Origin of the sequence: Lujinxingia vulgaris (assembly GCF_007997015.1) — a bacterium.
Taxonomy (GTDB): domain Bacteria; phylum Myxococcota_A; class Bradymonadia; order Bradymonadales; family Bradymonadaceae; genus Lujinxingia; species Lujinxingia vulgaris.
Genome location: NZ_VOSM01000001.1, coordinates 45,143 through 67,019, shown reverse-complemented (window position 1 = coordinate 67,019; position 21,877 = coordinate 45,143). Strand labels below are relative to the sequence as shown.

At 64.3% G+C, this 21,877-nt stretch carries 14 protein-coding genes; 3 read left to right on the top strand and 11 right to left on the bottom strand.

The annotated features are described in order from the left end of the window. Positions 1 to 237: 237 nt before the first annotated feature. From recA to FRC98_RS00225, 8 genes are all read right to left on the bottom strand, one after another. Positions 238 to 1,275, bottom strand: a complete 1,038-nt coding sequence (gene recA, locus FRC98_RS00260; protein ID WP_146979311.1) for a recombinase RecA — start codon at positions 1,273 to 1,275, stop codon at positions 238 to 240. 333 nt (positions 1,276 to 1,608) lie between these two features. Next, positions 1,609 to 5,175 (bottom strand): DNA polymerase III subunit alpha, encoded by a 3,567-nt coding sequence (dnaE, locus tag FRC98_RS00255; RefSeq protein WP_146979310.1) that lies wholly within the window; start codon positions 5,173 to 5,175, stop codon positions 1,609 to 1,611. A 306-nt stretch (positions 5,176 to 5,481) separates the two neighbouring features. After that, on the bottom strand, positions 5,482 to 7,425 hold the full coding sequence (locus FRC98_RS00250) for a CBS domain-containing protein (RefSeq protein WP_146979309.1): 1,944 nt from the start codon (positions 7,423 to 7,425) through the stop codon (positions 5,482 to 5,484). A 166-nt stretch (positions 7,426 to 7,591) separates the two neighbouring features. Beyond that, entirely contained in the window at positions 7,592 to 8,182 is a 591-nt protein-coding gene (locus tag FRC98_RS00245; protein WP_230467122.1) for a TlpA family protein disulfide reductase, read from the bottom strand. Positions 8,183 to 8,190: 8 nt separating this feature from the next. After that, complete coding sequence (locus FRC98_RS00240; RefSeq protein ID WP_146979307.1) at positions 8,191 to 9,801, bottom strand: ABC transporter substrate-binding protein; 1,611 nt, start codon at positions 9,799 to 9,801, stop codon at positions 8,191 to 8,193. A 133-nt stretch (positions 9,802 to 9,934) separates the two neighbouring features. Continuing rightward, on the bottom strand, positions 9,935 to 10,303 hold the full coding sequence (locus FRC98_RS00235) for a hypothetical protein (protein ID WP_146979306.1): 369 nt from the start codon (positions 10,301 to 10,303) through the stop codon (positions 9,935 to 9,937). Between the two features lie 251 nt (positions 10,304 to 10,554). Beyond that, entirely contained in the window at positions 10,555 to 11,088 is a 534-nt protein-coding gene (locus tag FRC98_RS00230) for a DUF1499 domain-containing protein (RefSeq protein WP_146979305.1), read from the bottom strand. Beyond that, complete coding sequence (locus tag FRC98_RS00225; protein WP_146979304.1) at positions 11,085 to 12,896, bottom strand: GspE/PulE family protein; 1,812 nt, start codon at positions 12,894 to 12,896, stop codon at positions 11,085 to 11,087. The genes FRC98_RS00230 and FRC98_RS00225 overlap by 4 nt, the downstream gene beginning before the upstream one ends. A gap of 174 nt (positions 12,897 to 13,070) precedes the next feature. Here FRC98_RS00225 and FRC98_RS00220 point away from each other — a divergent pair, with 174 nt between their 5' ends. The 3 genes from FRC98_RS00220 to FRC98_RS00210 all read left to right on the top strand — a co-directional run bounded on the left by FRC98_RS00220 (position 13,071) and on the right by FRC98_RS00210 (position 17,281). Further along, positions 13,071 to 15,098 (top strand): DUF1592 domain-containing protein, encoded by a 2,028-nt coding sequence (locus FRC98_RS00220; RefSeq protein ID WP_230467121.1) that lies wholly within the window; start codon positions 13,071 to 13,073, stop codon positions 15,096 to 15,098. Continuing rightward, a complete protein-coding gene (locus FRC98_RS00215; protein WP_146979302.1) occupies positions 15,095 to 16,483 on the top strand; it encodes a DUF1552 domain-containing protein in 1,389 nt (462 codons plus the stop codon). The genes FRC98_RS00220 and FRC98_RS00215 overlap by 4 nt, the downstream gene beginning before the upstream one ends. Before the next feature lie 435 nt (positions 16,484 to 16,918). After that, positions 16,919 to 17,281 carry a hypothetical protein gene (locus tag FRC98_RS00210; RefSeq protein WP_146979301.1) on the top strand — a complete coding sequence of 121 codons (363 nt, stop codon included), beginning with the start codon at positions 16,919 to 16,921 and terminating at the stop codon, positions 17,279 to 17,281. A gap of 3 nt (positions 17,282 to 17,284) precedes the next feature. Here FRC98_RS00210 and hrpB read toward each other — a convergent pair whose 3' ends face one another. From hrpB to hflK, 3 genes are read right to left on the bottom strand one after another with little or no spacing between them, the layout of a single operon-like run. Next, the gene (gene hrpB / locus FRC98_RS00205) at positions 17,285 to 19,846 is read right to left on the bottom strand and encodes an ATP-dependent helicase HrpB (RefSeq protein WP_146979300.1); all 2,562 of its coding nucleotides are present in this window, start codon (positions 19,844 to 19,846) and stop codon (positions 17,285 to 17,287) included. 49 nt (positions 19,847 to 19,895) lie between these two features. After that, entirely contained in the window at positions 19,896 to 20,840 is a 945-nt protein-coding gene (gene hflC, locus FRC98_RS00200) for a protease modulator HflC (protein WP_146979299.1), read from the bottom strand. Next, positions 20,837 to 21,838 carry an FtsH protease activity modulator HflK gene (gene hflK / locus FRC98_RS00195; protein ID WP_146979298.1) on the bottom strand — a complete coding sequence of 334 codons (1,002 nt, stop codon included), beginning with the start codon at positions 21,836 to 21,838 and terminating at the stop codon, positions 20,837 to 20,839. The genes hflC and hflK overlap by 4 nt, the downstream gene beginning before the upstream one ends. Between the last annotated feature and the right edge of the window lie 39 nt (positions 21,839 to 21,877).

Genomic DNA, 21,877 nt, shown 5'->3' with positions numbered 1-21,877 from the left:
CGCCTTGTCCGCGTCACTCTCGATCTCGCATCCAGCGACATCAACTTCTCCTCATGGCGTCGTGAAGTGCGGGGAAACTGGCGCGATTGTGGCATGCCAGCCTGCTAAACTCAACCCGCCATCTGGCAAGCCAGCCTCCCCTCGGAGCCACAAAAAAGCGACCTCCCCTCATCGGGCAGGCCGCTTCTCACCGGCGCGCTACTCGCCGGTCTTCTTGCACACAGTCGCGGGTGCTGTTCAGGCCTCGGCGGCCTCTTCAGCAACCTTCGGCGGCGCCATACCGTAATGCTCGCGGATCTTGGCCTCGATCTCGGCCTCAATCTCAGGGTTGTCGATCAAAAACTGCTTGGCGTTCTCGCGGCCCTGCCCCAGGCGATCGTCGCCGTAGCTGTACCAGGAGCCGGCCTTATCGATCACGCCGATCTCCGAGCCCAGGTCCACCAGGTCGCCCTGACGGCTGATGCCCTGGCCGTACATGATGTCGAACTCGGCCTCTTTAAAGGGCGGCGCGACCTTGTTTTTGACAACCTTCACGCGGGTGCGGTTACCGGTCAGGTCGGTGCCATCTTTGATGGCGCCGATGCGGCGGATGTCCATACGCACCGAGGAGTAGAATTTGAGCGCGTTACCACCGGTGGTGGTCTCGGGGTTGCCGAACATCACGCCGATCTTCATACGGATCTGGTTAATGAAGATCACGCAGGTGCGCGACTTGGCGATCGTGCCGGTAAGCTTACGCAGCGCCTGGCTCATCAGACGCGCCTGCAGACCCATGTGCGAGTCGCCCATCTCACCTTCGATCTCGGCGCGCGGGGTAAGCGCGGCGACCGAGTCGACGACCAGCAGGTCGATGGCGTTGGAGCGCACCAGCATGTCCACGATCTCAAGCGCCTGCTCACCGGTATCGGGCTGGCTCACCAGCAGCTCTTCGATGTTCACGCCCAGCGCCTGGGCGTATTTGACGTCGAGGGCGTGCTCCGCGTCGATGAACGCCGCCACACCGCCGGCGCGCTGCGCCGCAGCCAGCGCGTGCAGGGTCAGCGTCGTCTTACCAGAGGACTCCGGCCCATAAATCTCGATGACGCGGCCGCGCGGGTAGCCGCCAACCCCGAGCGCGATGTCCAGCGAGATGGAGCCGGTGGAGATCGGGTTCTCCACGCGCACCAGCGCATCGTCGGTGCCCAGGCGCATGATCGAGCCCTTGCCGAACTGCTTCTCGATCGCCTTAACCGTCAGGTCCAACGCCTTGTCTTTGTTGCTCTTATCGGTCGACATATCGCTATCTCCAAAGAGTGGCCCCCCAACCTCCATGGCTGGCGAGCGAAGTCTGAATCGGTCCGTTGACGAGGTCGGGCTCCCCTGCACACCCGAACACTAAACACGTGTATAGTCACCCCGACGCCCCCCGTCAACAGGTCTTAACGGCTCGCGATACGATCATAAATACATCCAAACACCCTCCCGGCCGCACGTTTATTATCGTTCGCCGCGCCCGGATCTTTCCTGAATGATGAAAAAAAAATGAGCGCGCCTTTTCAGGCGCGCTCTCCGATGGCGACTTCGAGCTTGAACCACGCGGGATTTCTGCGCACGCGGCAAATGCGAATTTTAGCTCAATCGCACTGATTTTCTGCCAAAGAGCCGCTCGATCGACATCAGCAACCCGTCGGTGGGGCGGGTCGCAAAGTCGACCGGAAGCACCACCTGCGCCTCCCCGACGCCCTGGGCGGTCTGTTTCTTAAAGACGAGCGTCGTGCGGCAATGCCCGGAGTTCGCAGCGAGCACCTTTTGCAGCTCTTTGAGCTGGCCGTTGGTGACCTGCTCCACGCCGATCTCCACGATGACCTGGCGCACCTTCGACTCGCGCTCCGACTCCAGCGTCGACGCCGACTCCAGGCGAATGCGGCGAGTGCGGTTTTCCGGGTCGCCCTCCTCCTGGATCTGGCCCTTGATGAGGAGGGGTTCACCGCTCTTAATCACCTCTTCGGCCTCGGCGTAGACCGAGCTAAACGCGATCGCCTCAATCTCACCGGTCTTATCTTCAATGGTGATAAAGCCCATGCGCCCGTCACCGCTCTTCAACGGCACCTCGCGCATCGCGCTGACCACGCCGGCCACGGCCACGTTGGCGCGGTTTCGCAGCGAGCCGTTCGTCATCAACTCATGAGTCGTGGAGGCCCCGTAGAGCCCCAGCTCGCTCTCAAAGCGGTCGAGCGGGTGGCCGGTGACGTAGAAGCCCAGAAGCGTCTTCTCGTTCTCCAGAAGCTCGCGGTCGTTCCAGGCGGCGCACTCCGGATAACTGTCGTCGAGCACCTCTTCGCGCACCTCCTGGGCCATCATGCCAAAGAGGCTGGACTGACCCACGGCTTTATCGTGCTGAGCCTTCTGGCCGCGCTCCACTGCGGTGTCGATTGCCGCGAAGATCGAGGCGCGGGTCGCGCAGATCTCCCCGATGTACTGCTCGGTGATCGCCGGTCCGATAGAGTCGAACGCCCCGCTTTTGACCAGCGCCTCAATGGTGCGTTTGTTGATCTTCTTGAGGTCTACGCGGCTGCAGAAGTCATAAAGATTCTCAAAGGGGCCGTTGGCCGCGCGCTCCTCCAGGATCACCTCAATGACGCCTGCGCCCACGCCCTTAATGGCCGCGAGCCCGAAGCGGATCTTCTGATCGACAACGCTGAAGTCGAGCAGAGACTCGTTGACGTCGGGGGGCATCACCTCGATGCCTAAGCCCTTGGCCTCGTTGATAAAACGCACGATCTTGTCGGTGTTGTCGCGGTCGCTGGTCATCAGCGCCGCCATAAACTCCACCTGGAAGTGCGTCTTCAGATACGCCGTCTGGTAGGTGATCAGGCCGTAGGCCGCCGAGTGCGACTTGTTGAAGCCGTAACCCGCGAAATAGGCCATCAGATCGAAGATGTCGGAGGCCTTCTGCTCGTCGACCTCTTTTTCGAGCGCGCCCGCCACGAAGATCTCTTTCTGCTGGGCCATGACCTCGGGCTTCTTCTTGCCCATGGCGCGGCGCAGCAGGTCGGCGCCGCCCAGCGAGTAGCCCGCCATCACCTGGGCGGTCTTCATGACCTGCTCCTGGTAGACCATGACCCCGTAGGTGGGCTTGAGCACATCTTCGAGCCAGGGGTGCGGGTACTCGACCTGCTTTCTGCCGTGCTTGCGGTCGATGAAGTCATCGACCATGCCGCTTCCCAGGGGGCCCGGGCGGTAGAGGGCCACCGCGGCGATGATATCTTCAAAACAGTTGGGCTTGAGCTTTTTCAAAAGCTCCTGAAAGCCCGAGGATTCCAGCTGGAAGACACCGGTGGTGTTGCCGGCGGAGATCAGCTTAAAGACCTCCGGATCATCAAGCGGGATGGCGTTGAGATCGAAACGCTCTTCGCCGCGGGCCTCACGCTGCTGGTTGATGAGCTTGATGGCGTCCTGCAGCACCGTGAGCGTCTTGAGCCCCAGGAAGTCGAACTTCACAAGGCCGGCCTCTTCGACCTCGTTTTTGGCGTACTGGGTCACCAGTTCGCCGTTGGCGCCGCGGCAGATCGGCACGAAGTCCCAGAGCGGGGTCTCGGAGATCACGATGCCGGCGGCGTGCATGCCCGCCTGGCGGTTGAGGTTCTCCAGCGAGAGCGCGATGTCGAAGAGGGTGTCGACCCGCTCGTCTTCTTCGCAGAGGTCGCGCAGGCGTTTTTCCTGATCCAGCGACTCCTGCAGCGAGATGCCCAGCACATCCGGTACAAGCTTGGCCAGGCGGTCGGTCTCCCCGTAGCTGAAGTTCAGCGCTCGTCCCACATCCTTAATCGCCGCGCGGGCTTTAAGCTGACCGTAGGTCACGATCTGACCCACGTTATGGTAGCCGTACTTCTCGGTCACATAGTCGATGACCTCCCCGCGACGGTTCATGCAGAAGTCGATGTCGAAGTCCGGCATCGAGACGCGCTCCGGGTTGAGGAAGCGCTCGAAGAGAAGATCGTAAGGCATCGGGTCGATGTCGGTGATGCGCATCGCGTAGGCCACGAGACTACCGGCACCGGAGCCGCGGCCCGGGCCGACCGGGATGTCGTGCTCGTGCGACCAGGCGATGAAGTCCCACACGATCAGAAAGTAGCCCGGAAAGTCCATCTGGCAGATGATGCCGATCTCGACTTCCAGGCGCTCCTCATACTCCTGGCGGTCGTAGCTCACGCCCAGGGCGTCGAACTCCGCAAAACGCTCCTCAAGCCCGGCGCGGGCCACGTGGCGAAAATACTCGTGGATGATCGTCTTGGTGTCTGCCCCCTCGTGCTCGTTGCGGAAGGACTGCGGCACGTCGTACTGCGGCAGGAAGACCTCACCGAGCGGGATCTCCAGGTCGCACATCTCGGCGATGCGCACGGTGTTCTCACAGGCGCGCGGGATGTCGGCAAAAGCCTCGTACATCTCCTCGGCGCTGCGCACGTAGAGCTGGTCGACGCCGTGCTCCATGATGCGATCGATGTCGACGGTCTTACCCAGCTGAATGCACATGAGCACGGCGTGGGCGCGGGCATCTTCGCGGGCCAGGTAGTGGCAGTCGTTGGTGGCGACGAGCTCGATGTCGAGCTCCCGGCCGATCTCGACCATCGCCTGGGTGCATTTGCGCTGCTCGGGCAGCGCATTGTCCATGACTTCCAGGTAGTAGCGATCTTTACCAAAGACCTCGCGGTAGCGGGCGGCGACCTCACGGGCGGCGTCGAGATCGCCGCGAAGGATGTGCTGATTAACCTCCCCGCCCAGGTCACCGGAGAGGCAGATGATGCCCTCGTTGCGCTCGGCCAGCAGCTCAAAGTCGATGCGCGGCAGCCCGGTGCGCGCGTGCTGGCCGTTTAGCCAGCCCATCGAGTTGAGGTACATCAGGTTTTTGTAGCCGGTGAGGTTCTGCGCGAGCAGCGTCAGGTGGTAGCTCTTCGGCTCCTTGGACTCTTCGTAGGGGTGAGATGTCATGTACATCTCAACGCCGATGATCGACTTGAGCCCGGCCTTCTTCGCCGCCTTCTGAAAGTCCACCGCCCCGTACATGTTGCCGTGGTCGGTCATGGCCACCGCGCCCATGCCCAGCTCGGAGACGCGGCTCATCAACTTCGGGATGCGGATCGCCCCGTCGAGGAGGCTGTACTGGGTGTGGACGTGCAGGTGAACGAAGTCAGACATCGGCAAAACCTGGCAAAAAACACGGAAAGCTCATCGGAGTGCGCCGCCTCTCGGCATCGGCGCGGATGATACTCCCCGGGCTTAAGGGGCGTAAAGGACCCGGTGGGACTCTTCCCGAAGCCTTAAGGGAAACGATCGCGTCAGCATCGAAATTCGCCCCCGGGGAACGCGACCGGCATCTTCGGCGGCCCGCCGGCGATCTTCGCCACGTCGCAAAAAAAAGAGGCGACCGAGCTCCGCTCGACCGCCTCCATGAGCGCCCACATCGCGCTCCGACAGACCTTTTGCCTTTGTTACCCCACGCGCCTACTCGGCGGCCTGCGCCTCGGCCGGCGGCTCCTCACCGCGGAGCTTGTCGGCCAGAAGATCGCGGGCGATGTCCATAAAGTCGCGCTCGGTGATGATCCCCACGAGCTTCTCCCCATCGACCACCGGCAAACACGAGATGCGTTTTTCGCCCATGAGTCGGATCGCATCCAGGGTGAGGGTGTCGGGGGTGACCGTGATCACATCGCGCTCCATGATCTGGCTCACCGGCACCGGCTCCTCATCGCGCAGCGCGCCGCTTCCCAGCAGGCGCATCATCGTGCGACGCGTCACAAGCCCCACCAGGCGATGCTCGTTATCTTCGACGGGCACATGGCGCAGGTGCTGCCAGTCCATCACGCTGGCCACAAGGTCGATGAGCTCCCCGTCATTCACCGTGATCAGATCGGTGGTCATGTACTGAGAGACTTTCAGGTAGTTGTCGCGCCAGGTGGTGCGCTCCTGCACCGAGGCCAGCGGCCAGGTGTGCACCGGTTCGTTGGCCTCCTGACGGCGCACGGTGGCGGCGGTCAGCGCGCTGAGTTTTTCGCCCGCCGTCAGGCTGCTTCCCAGCTCGGAGTACGACTGGAGAAGCCAGCTCGCGCCGGTGCGGCGGGTGGCGACGCGATCCTCAATGATGCCCATGTAACGATCGACGTCCTGCGGGCGGATGCCATGGCGAGTGAGCGCCTCGCGGGAAAGCGGTAAGAGCGTCGACTCGATGATCTCGCGCACCGTGCCGGACTTGCCATCGAGCCAGGTCATCGGGGCGTCGAGGCCGTGGCGCGCTGCGGCAAAGAAGTTGTGGCGCGCGTCGTCGAAGTTCATCTTCTCGCGCATATCCCCATACGCGTCGACGACGCCGGCCATCATCCCGAACCAGAAGGCCGCGTTGGCCACTTCATCGGCCGGAGTCGGGCCGGCCGGGAGCACGCGGTTCTCAATGCGCAGGTGCGGGCGCCCCTCGCTGATGCCGTAGCAGGGGCGGTTCCAGCGGTAGACCGTGCCGTTGTGCAGACACAGTGCCTTGAGCCCGGGCACGCGGCCTGCGGCCAGCGCCTCAAAGGGATCTTCGTCAAGCTCGGTGGCAAAAAGCAGGCGGAAGCGGGCGATGTCTTCGCGGAAGATCTCCAGCACGGAGTCGTCGATCCACTTGGTGCCAAAGGTCACCCGCGGGTTTAAGTCGCGCATATGATGGCGGGTCGGCCGCGTGTCGATCGACTGCTCTAAGAGCGCGATGCGCGTCTCATGCCAGAGGCGTTTTCCAAAGAGCAGCGGGCTGTTGGCCGCCAGCGCCGTGACCGGCGCGGACACGACCTGCGCCACATTGTAGAGCTTGGCGAACTCCTCGGGCCCCACCTGAAAGTGCACCTGAAAGGAGGTGTTACAGGCCTCGAGCATCACCGAGTCGTGTTTGACGATGAACTCGTCCTGACCCTTGATATAAAACTCATAATCGCCGCCGCGCAGGCGGCTGAGCGCATCGTTGAGGATGCGGTAGCGCGGGTTGGGCGTCATCGAGTCCAGCCCCAGGTCGCTCTTCTGCAGGGTGGGCAGGATGCCGGCCAGGGCCACGTGGCCCTTATCCTCGGCCAGCACCTCGCGGACCTTGTCGACGAGCTCAACGATGTCGTCTTCCATCTTACCGAGACAATCGTCGCCGAAGACGCGGGGCTCGAGGTTGAACTCCAGGTTGAACTGCGCGAGCTCAGTGGTAAAGCGCTTATCGTTGAGTCGCTCCAGCGCGCGCATCGCCAGCGGTGCGGGACGATACGAGCTGTCGAGCAAAAAGAGCTCCTGCTCGGCGCCGATGCGGCGGATGCCGCTCTCGATCATGCCCTCATCGAGCATCTTCTCCAGCGCTCGAACATCGCCCAGCAAGCGGCGCATGAAGTGGCGGAGTTGATCTCCACCGACCATGCCTTTGACGTCGTGTTCACCCATTGCGACGAACTCCACGGGGGGTCTGCGTTTGTGATCTGGTAACAACCACACTAGCCCACACCTTCCCCTGGATAAAGGCGATATCGCCCGCAAAGGCGCGAAATATGGGCAAAATCGCCCTTCTTACCCCCCGAACGGGTGAAAAAATGACGCGCTGCGCCAACCTTCAGCGCGCGGCGGCCTCTTCGGCGAACTTCCGCAGGTCGGCCTCCGAGTGCAGGCCCGAGCTCGACTTGACCACGCGGCCCTCCCCATCCACGACCACAAGCGTGGGCACCGCGCGCACCTTAAAGCTGGCCCGGGCCGGCCCCTCATCGAGAAGCGTGGGAAGCGTCAGGCCGTTGTAGTCGAGGTAGGTCGCCACCAGCGCCTCGCGATCGTCGGTCGGATCGTCGGTGTTCACCGAGAGCACCGCCGCCTCAAACTCCGGATCATCGGCCAGGCGCTGAAGCGTGGGCATCTGCTCGCGGCAGGGCGGGCACCAGGTGGCCCAGAAGTCGATGAGCACCACCTGACCGCGGTAGTCCTGAAGATCCACAACCTCATCGCTGCCCAGCATCGGCAGGGAGAGCTCCGGGGCGGGCTGGCCGGGGCGAAGTCCGGCGCTGGGGCCCCAGAGGTTCCAGGCGTTGACCACCAGCAGCACTCCGACCACAAGGCCAATGAGCGTGGAGAGGGCCATGTTCTTTTTGTCGATGGGCGGCGCACCTGCAGGCGTCGCCTCGGAGCCCGGCGGCGCCTGAGACTCTTGAGACATGGGCTCACTCATGGCTGAACCTCGACAGTCGGCTGGATGTTGGCCTTATGCGCGGGAATCACCTGCTTGAGCGCGTCAAAACGCGCGTTGGGCGTGGTGTAATAACGCTCGGTGCCTTTGCGCAGCACGGCGATGTTGTCTTCGTGCCATAACGAGACGTAGGGGAGCTCGCGCGCCAGAATCTGCTGCACCTCGCTGTAGATGGCGCGGCGCTTATCCGGGTTGGTCTCGCGGTCGCCGGCTTCCAGCAGCTCGTCGACGCGCGCGTTGCGGTAGGCGCCGCGGTTGGCGCCGGCGGCGCGGTTGTCTGGCGAGGGGATGTTCTCGGAGTGAAAGATCCAGCGGTAGAGGCTGGGCTCAAGCACCGAGGGCCACTGCAGGGTGGTCATGGCGAAGTTGCGGCTGCGCACGTCATGAAAAAAGGTGCCCCACTCATAGGAGCGCACCCGCACAGCAATCCCGACTTCGCCAAGCTGCTGGGCGATGAGCTCGGCAATCGAGCGACGAAACTTGCTGGCGGAGATCTTAAAATCCAGCTCAAAACGCACCCCGTCTGCGCCCGGTGCGTAGCCTGCCTCATCGAGGATCTGGCGAGCGCGCTCCGGGTCGAAGTCAAAGCGTTTCACGTCCGGCTCGTAGGCCCAGTGCTCCGGGGCGAGCATGCCGGTGGAGAGGCGCGCGGCCCCGCGAAACTTGTGTTTAATGATCGCCTCACGATCAATAGCATGCGCAATGGCCTCCCGAACGCGCTGATCTTTTAAGATCTCGTGTTCCAGGTTGAAGGCCAGGTAGGTGTATTTGAACGAGGGCGTGCTCATCGTCTCCAGGCGCTCGGAGTCTTCGACGACGGGGAGCATCAGCGGGGCGACGGCGTTCTGCACAAGGTCGGCGGTGTTTCCGAGCAGCGCGAGCAGGCGCGCGTTGTCGTCGCGCACCACCTTAAAGACGAGCCGCTCAATAGCGGGGCGCCCCTCAAAATAGTCGTCGAAGGCGCGCAGTTCCACGCGCATATCGCCCTGCTGCGACACAAAGGCAAAGGGCCCGGCGCCCAGCGGGGCGCCCGGGCATTCTTCAAATCCGGCGCATTGATGGCGCGGCACAATCCCCAGGGCCATGTCGCTCATAAAGGGGGCGTGAGGCTCTTTTAGTGTGATGACAAAGCGACGTTCATCGATCACCTCAAAGGTCTCAATGCGGCGGGTGAGGCCGGCAAAGGGAGAGCGCACAAGCTCGCTGTCGAGCTCCATGTAGGTGTACTCGACGTCGGCCGAGGTCACCGGGGTGCCGTCATGAAAGAAGATGTCGTCGCGCAGCTCCACCTCGTAACGCACCGGAGAGGTCTGTTCGATGGTGTGCGCCAGTCGCAGCTCGCGGTCGCCGTTGGCGGTGTCCAGTGAGACGAGCCCGGCGTGCAAAAGGCCCACGATCTTGGCGCTGGAGTCGCTGGTAGCAAAGCGCGGGTCGAGGCCTTTGGGCGATGCGTCGAGGATCACCACGAAGGCGTCGCCTTCATCGACCTGCTGCGAGCACGAGGGGCAGGCGGCCAGGCTGACGCAAAAGATCAGCAACGCGCCGACGAGCAGCGCTCGCCGAAAGGAGCGAAACGAGAGGATGCGCATGAAGGGAGACTCGCAACTTGGACGATGCCGGGCGCGGGAGGCGCGACTGGCAGCCAGACGCTGGCGTTGCCAGAAGGTGGGCGCGCCGCGCGGGGTGCGCGAGCCTCGAAGATACGCAGGGCGACGCTGAGGGTCAAACCCCGCCGGCGTGCTCGACCTCCGGCTGGCGGCTGGCGCCGAAGGCCCAGGCGGCCACCATCAGCGCGGCCAATGAGAGGAAGGTGAGCACCGAGCCCAGCGCGAAGTTCAGCGCGAGATAGGGTGTGATGGCGGCCAGCAGGAAGTTCGCGCCAAAACTCACGCGAAGCCCGCGGCGAAGGCGCATCGCGCGGTCGTGACTGATCCAGCCTACAAGACGCGCGCTCTCCAGAGCGAGTTTTGCGGCCAGGCCCAGAAGCACCGCGGCACCGAGAGCGATCAGGGTGTAGTGCACCACCAGGGCGCTGGTCGCGCCGAGCCCTCCCGACGCCCAGGCTGGCGAGGCCAGGGCCGTCATCGCCACAAACGTAGCTGTTCTAAGAAGGTTGCGACGCCCCGCTCCCGATACTCGTCGTCTGCCCATGCCACTGCCCTCGTCTCACCGCGTCCAGCCTTATGCGCCCGGAGGCGCTCCCACCCACAACCTCTTTCAAATGTTGTGCCACGGCGGCATTCCGGCAACGTTACGCCTTGCACAGCGCGGTGAGTGAGGCATCTGCCAGACGATGCGGAGTAGACTTTAACCAGGATCGGCAGGCCCGTGCGGCGGCGTAATCAGGGCTGCGGGCTCTCCTGCGATGCGCCCTCCTCCGGGCCGGATTCCTCGTCGCCGGACGCTTCACCTTCGTCTTCGGCTTCGGCGCTCGGATCGAACTTCACCGAGCCCAGGCGCGAGTCCAACTCCACGAAAAACTCCTCGATGTTGCGGGCGTTCTGGCCGAAGTCGCCCTTCCCCACCCGCGAGGCGCTGCGCACGTTGACCTGGCTGACAAACTCGGTAACCGGCTCCACGCGGATGGTGATGTCATCGACAAAACCCAGGCGAGTGCGGCGCTCGGCGGCGAGCTGACGACGGGCCTCGTCTTGCTCGACGAGCGTCCAGCGTTCCAGGGCTTCGACGCTTGCGGCCGACTCGCGCAGGATGCGCTCGGGCTCAGTCGAATAGTAGCCCGGCTGCACCTCGGGGTACTCCGGGGTTTTGCCGGTCTCCACCACGTTGATCATCGGCCACATACAGGCGCTGACGAGCATCAAGAGCACCAGAAGACCGGCCAGGGAGCCGGCGGCGATAAAGAGTTTTCGTTTCATGTCACATCCGATACGACCGTCATCACTTCTTCAAAGGTCGTGAGGCCTTGAGCGAGTTTTTTGATGGCGCATTCGCGCAGCGACATCATGCCGTTGGCGCGGGCGGCTTTGCGAATCTCCGGGGCGCTGGCGCGCTTTGCGATGAGCTGACGTACCGTCTCATCGACCGGTAAGAGCTCGAAGATCGCGGTCCTCCCGAAATAGCCGGTGCCCCGGCATTTGACGCACCCCTCACCATACCACATCGGCAGGCTCTGCGAGCTTCGGGGCGGGAGCTTGATCTGCAAGAGTTCCACCTGCTCGGCGCTCAGCGTGCCCTGGACCTTGCAGCGCGGGCAGATCGTGCGCAGCAGGCGCTGGGCCATCACCCCGACCATGGTCGAGGCCATCAGGAAGGGCTCGACTTCCATATCGATGAGCCGGCTGATCGCCGAGGGGGTGTCGTTGGTGTGCAGGGTCGAGAAGACCAGGTGGCCGGTGAGTGCGGCCTGGGTGGCCATCGCGGCGGTCTCTCCATCGCGGATCTCACCGACCATGATGATGTCGGGATCCTGTCGCAGGATGGTGCGCAGCGCGGTGCTAAAGTCCACATCGATGCGGCGCTGCACCAGCACCTGGTTGAACTCCTCGTAGACCATCTCGATGGGGTCTTCGACGGTGGTGATGTTGACGTCGGGGCCGGCAAGCTCACGCAGCGTGGAGTAGAGCGTGGTGGTCTTACCGCTGCCGGTGGGGCCGGTCACAAGGATCAGCCCGTGGGGGCGGTTGATGAAGTTTCGCCAGCGGGTCAGATCATCTTTATAAAAGCCGATGTGGTCGAGGTTCTGAATCAAGGCCTGCGGGTCGAAGACGCGAATGACGGCTTTTTCGCCAAAAGCCACCGGCAGCGTGGAGACGCGAAGCTCCACCTCGCGGCCGGCGCGTTCGGTCTTGATGCGGCCGTCCTGGGGGCGGCGTTTCTCGGCGATGTCCATCCTGGCGAGCATCTTCACGCGGCTGATCAGCGCGGCGTGAATGGCGCGCGGAAACTCGTAGACGCCGTGCAAGACCCCGTCGATGCGCAGGCGCACCACGGTGCGATCGCGTTTGGGCTCCAGGTGAATGTCGCTGGCGCGCTGGTCGAAGGCATAATGCAGCAGGTACTCCACCGCGTTGACAATCGGGCGGTCGGTGGCCTCGATATCGCCCACATCTTTAAGGCGAATGAGCTGCTCGAGGTTGCCGATGTCGATGCCGATGGAGAGTTCTTCCTGCGCGGCGGAGATCGAAGATCGCAGCCCGTAGACCTCGGTCACAATGCGCAGAATGTCGCTCTTGGGGCTGACCACAACGCTGAGTTCACCGGGGATCAGCGTGTGCAGTTCGTGGAGCAACTGGCGATCGTAGGGGTTATCGAGCGCGATCACCGTGCGCCCCTCCTCGCGGCGCAGCGCCACACAGCTGTGGCGGCGCGCGAAGGGCTGGCTCATGGTGCGGGCGATGAGCTCCATGTCGAGCTCCAGCGGGTCGGGCTTCTCAAAGGGGAGCCCGGCATCGCGGGCCAGCGCGGACATGATGGCGTCTTCGTCGAGAAGATCGCCGGAGGGCTGGCGAAACTCCAGCTGGGCGATGACCTCGGCCGGCGTAACCTTATAGCTCGCGCGCCGGCGCCCGGCCTGATCGGCTTTGGCCTTGAGCAGCCCGTGGCGCACCACCGCCTCCTGCTCCACAGCGCGCCGGGCCTGCTCCTGGTTGAGCAGCCCCTGGGCCATGAGCGCCTGCGCCAGGTGGCGCACTGAATAATCGACAAAGGAGGAGGGTCCGACCATAGGGTATCTGCCTGCTGCTTACGCCCGCGAAGGGCGCCCGTGATATGGGCGCTGGAAGAGGCCCGGTGCCCATCCTAAGATGAAGCATGCCCGGGAGCAAAAATCCTCCCGACCTCCACGATGTTCGCTCCATTCAAGGGCGTTGAGCCCCTCATCCACGAAGATCCCGCTTTGATGCCACGCTTGCGAACACTCACCGGCGCAGCGCTTCTCAGTTTAGCGGCGCTGCTCAGCGCCTGCCCCGCGCCTCTTGAGGAGCGCCCCGCCGGGCAGGATACGAGCGCCATCTGCGAGGCCGCCGACCTGGATCCGGGCCCGGGCTACGCCCGGCGCCTGACCCATCAGGAGTACATCTGGAGCATCCACGATATTCTGGGCGTGGACTTGAGCGCCTGGCGCGAGAGCCTGCCGCGGGAGTCGTATGTCGACGGTTTTAAGAACACCGCCTGGGGGCTGATCGTCTCGGGCAGGCATGTGGAGGTGTACGCGCACCTGGCTCAAGTGGCCACCGCCGCGCTCTCGAGCGACCACCGGTGGTTACGCCACCTGAGCGTCTGCGAAGAGACCCAGGAGCGCTGCGCCCGCACCTTTGTGGAGGAGGCCGGCCTGGAACTTTTCCGCCGGCCCTTGAGCGATGATGAGGTGCGCCGCTTCGCGGCGCTCTTCTCACAGGAGTCGACGCCCCGGGAAGGCGCCCGGCTGGTCGTTGAGGCGATGCTGCAAGCCCCGCAATTTCTCTATCGCCTGGAGAGTGACCGCTACGATGGCGCGCTCGGCGCCGCCGCGCTCAAAGATCCCGACGCCCTCAAAGGCCCGCTCGCCAGCGAGGGCATCAGCGCCCCGCTGAACTTAAAGTCTGGCACCTACCGGGTGAGCGTCGCGCTGGCCAACGATGCGCCCTACCCTATCGTTGTCAGCCTCGGGGTGGGCGATGCTCATCGCGAGGTTCGCGTGGCTCCCTTTCGCACCACGCGACTCGGCTTGCAGCTTGAACCCACCACCTCTGAAACAAGCGCATTGCGCCTGGTCGCCGAGCCCGAGGGCCGAATCACCGGCGCTCCGGTTGCACCCCGGGTGATCCACGTGGAGGTGCTCGGCCCGCTGACCTCCGGGGTCGGCTCCGGCGACGATCCCACCTATGACGTGCGCCCACTGAGCGGGTTTGAGATGGCCAGCCGCCTCTCCTACTTCATCTGGCACTCCGCGCCGGACCGCGCGCTGCTCGATGCGGCGGAGCGCGGTGAGCTCAATGAGGCCGAAGGCGTCGCGCGGTGGGCCAGGACGATGCTCGGCGACCCACGTGCTCGCCGCGCCTTTAAGAGCTACCTGGCCGAGTGGCTGCACCTCGACACGCTGGCCACCGTGGAGCGCAGCCCGGAGCGTTTCCCCGACTTCTCCGACGCGCTCATCGACGATATGCGCCTGGAGATCGAGAACTTCTCGCAGGCCATCGCTTTTGACGATCAGGCCGACTGGCTCTCCATCTTCGAGGCGCGCTTTAGTTACCTGACCCCGCGCCTGGCCGGCTATTACGGGATTGAGGCGCCGGCCGCCCCCGACCAGCCGACGTATTTTAGCGACGAAAGTCCCCGCGGCGGCCTGCTCACTCAGGGGGCGCTGCTCACGGCCAGCACCAGCAACGATACGACTTCACCTGTGAAACGCGGCATCTTCGTGCGCGAGCGATTCCTATGCCAGTCGGTGCCCTCGCCGGCGTCAAACGCCGTGATGCAGGCCGCGCCGGACACCGAGGGGATGAGCACGCGCGAGAGGTTGCAGCGCCACAGCGATGATCCCTCCTGCAACTTCTGCCACCGCGCCGCCGACCCCATCGGCTTTGGGCTGGAGGCCTTTGACGCCACCGGTCGCTACCGCAGCGTCGATGACACCGGGCACCCGCTCGATGTGCGCGGCGCCATCACCCAGAGCCCCTACGAGCGCGACACACTGCACTTTGAGGGCGCCCGCCAGCTGGGCGAACTTCTCGCGCAGAGCGAAGACGCCGAGCGCTGCATGGTCGAGCAGATGTACCAGTATGCCCTGGGCCGACCCTCGGCCGAAATCGACCGCTGCACCCTCAACGCCATCATTGATGAGGCGCGCAGCCAGGGACGCTCCTACACCGACATCATCGTGGCCATCGTATCGAGCGATGCGTTTCGCCACGTTCGCCAGCATCGCTATTTTGGAGGCACGCCATGAGCAACGACAGGAAGATGACGCGGCGAGCGTTTCTGCGCGGGGCGGGCACCCTGGCTATTGGGCTTCCATTTATTGCAGCGCTGGGAGGCGACGCGCTGCTGGGACATCGGATGTTGCGGGCGAGTGAGGCGTCGGCGCAGGCCCCACGCCGGCTGATCACCTTCTTCTTTGCCAACGGATGCCCCCCCGAGCTCTGGCTTCCGCAGAACGCCGGGCCGCTTGGCGAGCTCACAGGCGTGCTCTCGCCATTGGAGCGGGTGCGCCACCGCCTGGCGCTCGTCTCGGGCTTGAGCGACCCGGCCGGCAAAGAAGGCTCCGGCGATGATCATAGCCGCGGCAGCGGCGCGTTTGCGGTGGGGGCATCCAATCCTTTTCAGGATCACGACGTCGTCGATCACTACGGCAAACGCTATGCGAACTCCGCCGGCGGCCCCTCGCTGGAGCAGGTCGCGCTGCAACATCTTCGCCCCGAGACCACCTTGCCCTCGCTGGAGCTCGGGGTGATGCGCGGCGCGCCCAAAACGCGCACCTACCATGTGAAATCCTGGCGGGGCATCAACCAGCCCAACCCGCCGCTCTTAAACCCGTTGGACACCTTTCATCGCCTCTTCGGCCACGACCCCAACGCAGCCCCCGGCGACCCGCAGCGCGCGCGTCAACAGAGCATTCTCGATACGGTGCTGCCGGAGTACCACCGCGTCATCAGCGATCGCTACGGGCTCGATCCCTTGAGCCGGGCGCAGATCTCGGACCATCTCGATCAGCTCCGTCAGCTGGAGCGACGGGCGCAGCGCCACGACCACGCGATGCGCGCCCAATGCCTGCAGCCCGACCAGCCCGCATCGTATGCCGAGACGCGCTACTCGGAGTACGCCGAGGTCTTTCGCCTGCAGGCCGACCTCCTGGCCACGGCGCTGCGCTGCGACCTGACGCGCTTTGTGAGCTTTACGCTGGGCGCCGGTGGCGAAGACTTCTTTCTGGCCGGCACCCAGGCCGCCCACCACGAGCTGGGACACCGCTACAACGCCCGGCCCGACAACGACTTCTCCACCTACACCCTCTTCCAGATGACCATGCTCGCCGAGCTCCTGGAGCGCCTGGACGCCCCGGAATTTAGCGAGGCCAACGGGGAGACGATTCTGGGTAACTCCCTGCTGCTGGCCGGCACCGAGATCTCCAACCCCTCCACGCACAATCACGACGAGATGTTTTATCTGGTGGCCGGCGGCCCCTTTGCCGCGCGCACCGGCTACCATCACCGCGTGAGTGACGGGCGCTCCCGTGCGGTCAACGATCTTTACACCGCGTGCCTGGGAGCGATGGGGATTGAGACGCGCGTCTTCGGGGATGCGCGTCACTGCACCGAGCCGCTGAACCTGGGTTGAGGGTGACCCAGGGTCGTCTTTTGGGCGACCCACGGTCACCGCAAATCGACCACGTTTGGGCGACCCACGGTCAGCTTTTGGGTGACCCACGGTCGCTGTAAATCGGACACTTTTGGGTGACCCACGGTCACTGTAAATCAGACATTCTGGGGCGACCCACGGTCACCTTTCAATCGACCCACGGTTAGCTTTTTGCCGACCCACGGTCGCTGTAAATCGGACACTTTTGGGTGACCCACGGTCACTTTTCAATCGACCCACGGTCGTCTTTGGCGCGACCCACGGTCACCGCAAACCGGACATTTTTGGGCGACCCACTGTCACCTTCAAAACGACCCACGGTCACCCGAGCAAAGGTTTGGGAAGGGGGCGCAGGTGGCCAGATTTAAGGGTGTTCGCCCACGCTTCAGTCTCATAGCTGCCGTGGAGGCACGCATGACACACCTGCATGAACACCATCATGACGATGGTCACAAACACGGCCCGGGTTGCGGGCATATTGCCATTGAGCATGAGGATCACGTCGACTACCTGCACGACGGCCACCTCCACCACCCGGAGGGTGGCGATATGGTGGAGGAGCACCGCATCGAGGTGACCGACGTCAACCCGCACCGCTGCACGCCCTACCACCGCTGTGGCGCCCACCCTCCCGATCACGTGCACGGGCCAAGCTGCGGGCATGAGCCAGTGCCTCACGGCGATCACATCGACTACCTGGTCGACGGGCATCTGCATCACCCCCACGGTGACCACTGCGATAACCACGGCCCCATTGAGGTTGTAGACGAGGAGTAAGTGCTACTTTCGGATGGCGCGCGCGCTCAGCGGATCTTCGGGCCAGGGGTGTTTGGCGTAGCGCGCGCGCAGCTCCTTTCGCACCTCCGGGTAGGTGCGCTCCCAGAATCCGGCCAGATCATCGGTGACCTGCTGCGGCCGGTAGTTCGGGGCGAGTAGATGAAGGAGCACGGCGACCTGCCCGCGGGCGATGCGCGGGGAGTCGCGCCAGCCAAAGACCTCCTGAATGCGCACAGCGAGCACCGGGGGGGCGTCCAGGCTGTAGTCGAGGCGAATGTGGCTGCCGGAGGGGACCTCCAGCCGCGGCGGCAACTCCTCATCGAGCAGGCGACGCTGCTCGCGGTTAAGGTAGGCGCCGAGCTGACCGCAGAGGCCGATGCCACGCAGCTGGCCAAAGGTGCGTTTGCCCCAGCAGACCTGCTGCCAGATGGGCTGCTCGGAATCGCCGCGGCGCGCGTCGAGCATCAGCTGAGGGAAGTCGGCCTCGGGAAACCACAGGCGTGCGCACTCCCAGCGTAGCAGAAATTGCGCCTCATCGGTGTTGAGGCCAAAGGCCGCCACCACATCGTCGAGCGCATGCTCGAGCAGACAGGCCGTAACCTCCGAAGGGTCGGCGTGTTCGGCCACCGAGGCCACCTGACGCTCGAGCGCAATACCGTCGAAGAGGCGCTGACGCTCGGCCATCACGCGCTGGCGCTCGCCATCAAAGTCGACCACCACCCGCTCCTCAAAGCGCTCGGGGAAGGCGTCTTCGAGCCACGCCATCTCCACGGTCGAGGCCATCCGAATCAACCCGCGGCTCTGCACCCCGCCGACGGCATCGCGCGCCCGGGTGCGGCCCCCGATGGAGGCGGCGACCACCACCGGGGCCTCTCGCACCACGCTCTCACGCGCCAGCGCCAGGGCTTCGCCGCCCACCATCACAAAGCGCCCCGCGCCCTCTTCGCGCCGAAAGGCGATGCGGTCGGGGTAGGCGCTGAGCAGGGTGCGCAGCGCGTCTTCCTCATCGCCGGAGTCTTTTCGAGGATCCACGCCGGCGGCCTTCAGAAGTTGGTCGCGCACCTCGGCCACTCGCCGCGCCCCGCCCTGATGCACACGCACGCCAACGCGCCGCGCGGCCGCTCCGCTGCCACGGGCGGCGTCTTCTAAAAGCTCCGCGCGCAGCAGCACATCGCTCGCTGCGGCCGGCGCGTCGGGGGCGACCGAGGTGACGAAGTCGCGCTCCGATAAGATCGCCGCCATCGCGCAGGCCTTTGCCGAAGTCCCGCGCCGCTCCCCCTCGATGAGCATCCGGCCGAGGCGCGGGTGCAGCGGAAGATCGAGGAGGCGCCGGCCCAGATCGCTTAAGCGAAAGTCATCGGGCTCCATCGCGCCGAGCTGGCGGAGAAGATCGATCGCCTGGCCAAGCGCGACCTCGGGAGGTGGCTCAAACCAGTTGAATTCACGTGGGTCGGCGCCGCTCCAGGCCACAACTTCCTGCACCACCGGGGAGAGTTCCACGCGCTGCAGCTCGGCGTCATCGTAAGGCGCCATGCGATGCTCAAATGCCCGTGTCCACAGCCGCAACGCCCTCCCCGGGCGCACTCGCCCCGCCCGGCCGGCGCGCTGATTGGCCGAGGCCAGGCTGACATGCTCCAGCATCAGCTCGTCGAGCCCGCTGGCCGGGGAGCTGCGCATGGTGCGCACCTTGCCCGAGTCGATCACGAGCGTGACGGCCTCGATCGTCAGCGAGGTCTCGGCGATGTTCGTCGAACAGATGATGCGCCGGGGGCCGCCCGGTTCAAGGGCGCGGTCCTGCTCGCGGTTGGGCAGCGCCGAATAGAGCGGAAAGCAGCGAATGCCCTCATCGGGCGCCCAGCGCTCCAGGGCCGAGAGGCAGCGGTGAATCTCGGCCTGGCCGGGCAAAAAGATCAGAATATCGCCGCCATCATCAGCCTCACTTCCCACATGACGGCGCGCGGCGCGCGCGGCCTCAAACTCCACGCGATCTTCGGGGGGATGGTCCAGGTAGTCGATCTGCACCGGGAAGGTGCGCCCCCGACTCTTGACCACCGGAACGCTTAAGAAGTCGGCGATGGGAGCGGTGTCGATGGTGGCCGACATCACCACGATCTTCAGATCCTCGCGCACCTGCTGAACTTCTCGCAGAAAGGCGATGGCCAGATCGCTGTGCACGCTGCGTTCATGAAACTCATCCAGGATCACCACGCCCACCTCATCGAGCAGCGGGTCGCGCTGCAGCCAGCGGGTGAGGATCCCCTCGGTGATCACGAGCAGTCGGGTGTCAGGGCCGGCGCGGCGGTCGAAACGCACCTGGTAGCCGACCTCGCCACCGAGGGTCGCGCCCCGCTCCTGAGCGATGCGGCGCGCGGTGGCGCGCGCGGCCACCCGGCGCGGCTCCAGCATCACGATCTGGCGACCGCCGGCCAGCCCGGCGTCGAGAAGCGCCGGGGGCACGCGCGTGCTCTTGCCGGCGCCGGGCGGCGCCTCAATCACCACGCCGGCGTGCTTTTGCAACGCGCCCACCACCTCGCCAATCACATCGTCTACGGGGAGGTGCTTCATCGTCGCCGGCCAGCGCGCATCTGCATGTATCGGGGCTGCCTCATGAGGATTACTGCGACGTCTTCAGGTACTCCAGAAACTCACTCTCGGTGGTGAGCATGAGCACCGAGTCACTGCCGATAACGTCTTCGTAGCTCTCCATCGTGCGCAGGAAGCGGTAGAACTCCGGGTCGACGGCGTAGGCATCCGCGTAGATGGCAGCAGCCTCGGCATCCGCTCGTCCGCGGATCTCTTCGGCCTTGCGGAAGGCCTCGGACTCGATGCGTTTGAGCTCGCGGTCGCGCTCCCCGCTGATGCTGGCGGCCTCACCCTGCCCCTGGGAGCGGTATTTTTCGGCGATGCGAAAACGCTCGGCGATCATGCGTTCGTAGACGCGGTTTTGCACATCTTCGTTGTAGTTGATGCGCTTAAAACGCACGTCGAGCACCTCCACGCCCAGGTCTGCGGCGAGCTCGGCGGACTGCTCCAGGATGTCCTTCATGATCTTGCTGCGACCGTGGACGATGGGAGCAAGGCCCACGGCCAGATCTTCGCCGTCGTCTTGCTGAAGATCCTCATCGACCAGAGGCACCCGGTTGGTCGAGCGCACAAGCTCGATCAGGTCGTGGTTGGCCACCGCGTCGCGGGTCGCTCCGTCGATGATGTCGTCGAGTCGCGACTTCGCGCCGCGCTCATCGCGCACGCGCTGGTAAAAACGTAAAGGGTCGACGATGCGCCAGCGCGCGTAGGTGTCCACCCACACAAAGCGCTTATCGCGGGTGGGGATCTGATTGCGGTTGCCGTTCCACTCCAGAAAACGCTTCTCGAAGCGATGCTCACTCTGGATAAAGGGCGTCTTATAGTAGAGCCCCGGCTCGGTGAGCGCCTCGCCAACGGGTTTGCCAAACTGGGTGATGACGACCTGCTCATTCTCATCGACCACGACGGTGGCGCTGCTGAGCAGGATCAGCGCGATGATGGCGCCGGCGATCAAAAGCGACGATTTCCAGCTCATTTATCACCTCCCAGGGTCGACAGGGGCGCAGCAGGAATCGTGCTGCCGCCACCGAGCTGCATCACCGGCATCATGTTGGTGGCCTCGGAATCGATAATGACCTTGTTTTTGATCTTCGGCAGAACCTCGCCAAGCGTCTCCAGGTAGATGCGCTGGCGGGTGATCTCGGGCGCCTTGGCGAACTCCTCATAGAGGCTGGCAAAGCGTGCGACCTCACCGCGGGCGCGGTTGGTACGATCGATGAGGTAGCCCTCGGCCTGCTGGATCTGTTGTTCAGCGCGGCCCTCGGCGCGGGGGATGACCGCGTTGTAGTCGCGACGCGCCTCATTGATCATGCGCTCCATCTCCTGCTGGGCCTGGTTGACCTGGTTAAACGAAGGTTTGACCGGATCGGGAGGCGTCACATCCTGGAGGATGACCTGGCCGATGGTGATGCCCATCTCGTAGTGGTTGCAGAGCTCCTGGAGGCGCGCCTGCACCGAGGAGGCAAGCTCGGTGCGACCGGCGGTGAGCACCTCGTTGACGGTGCGATCGCCCACAAACTCCCGCATCAAAGCCTGAGACATGTAGCGCAGGGTGTGTTCCACATCGCGCACCCGGAAGAGGTAGAGGTAGGGATCGCTGATGCGGTACTGCACCGTCCACTCCACCTCCACCACGTTGAGGTCGCCGGTGAGCATCAAGGACTCATGCTCATAGCCCTCGCTGCTGTAGCGGGTGGTGTCGCCGACCGCCGCGGTGCGAAAGCCGAACTCCTCTTTGCGCTGCTCTTCGACCGGCACCTTGTAGACCTTCTCGATGCCCAGGGGCGCCTTAAAGTGCAGGCCCGGCCCCACCGAGCGCGAGAGTTTGCCCAGGCGCAGCACCACGCCGACGCTGTTGGCGTCGACCTGAAACATGGAGCTGCCGACCACCACCATAAAGAAGATCCCCAGGGCGATGACGCCGGGCATCTTTGAGCGGCTTAGCGCGCTTAGTTTATCTCGATCGATCGCCATCGCATCGTCTCCTGGGTGTCGGGTTTATGCAGCAGTATA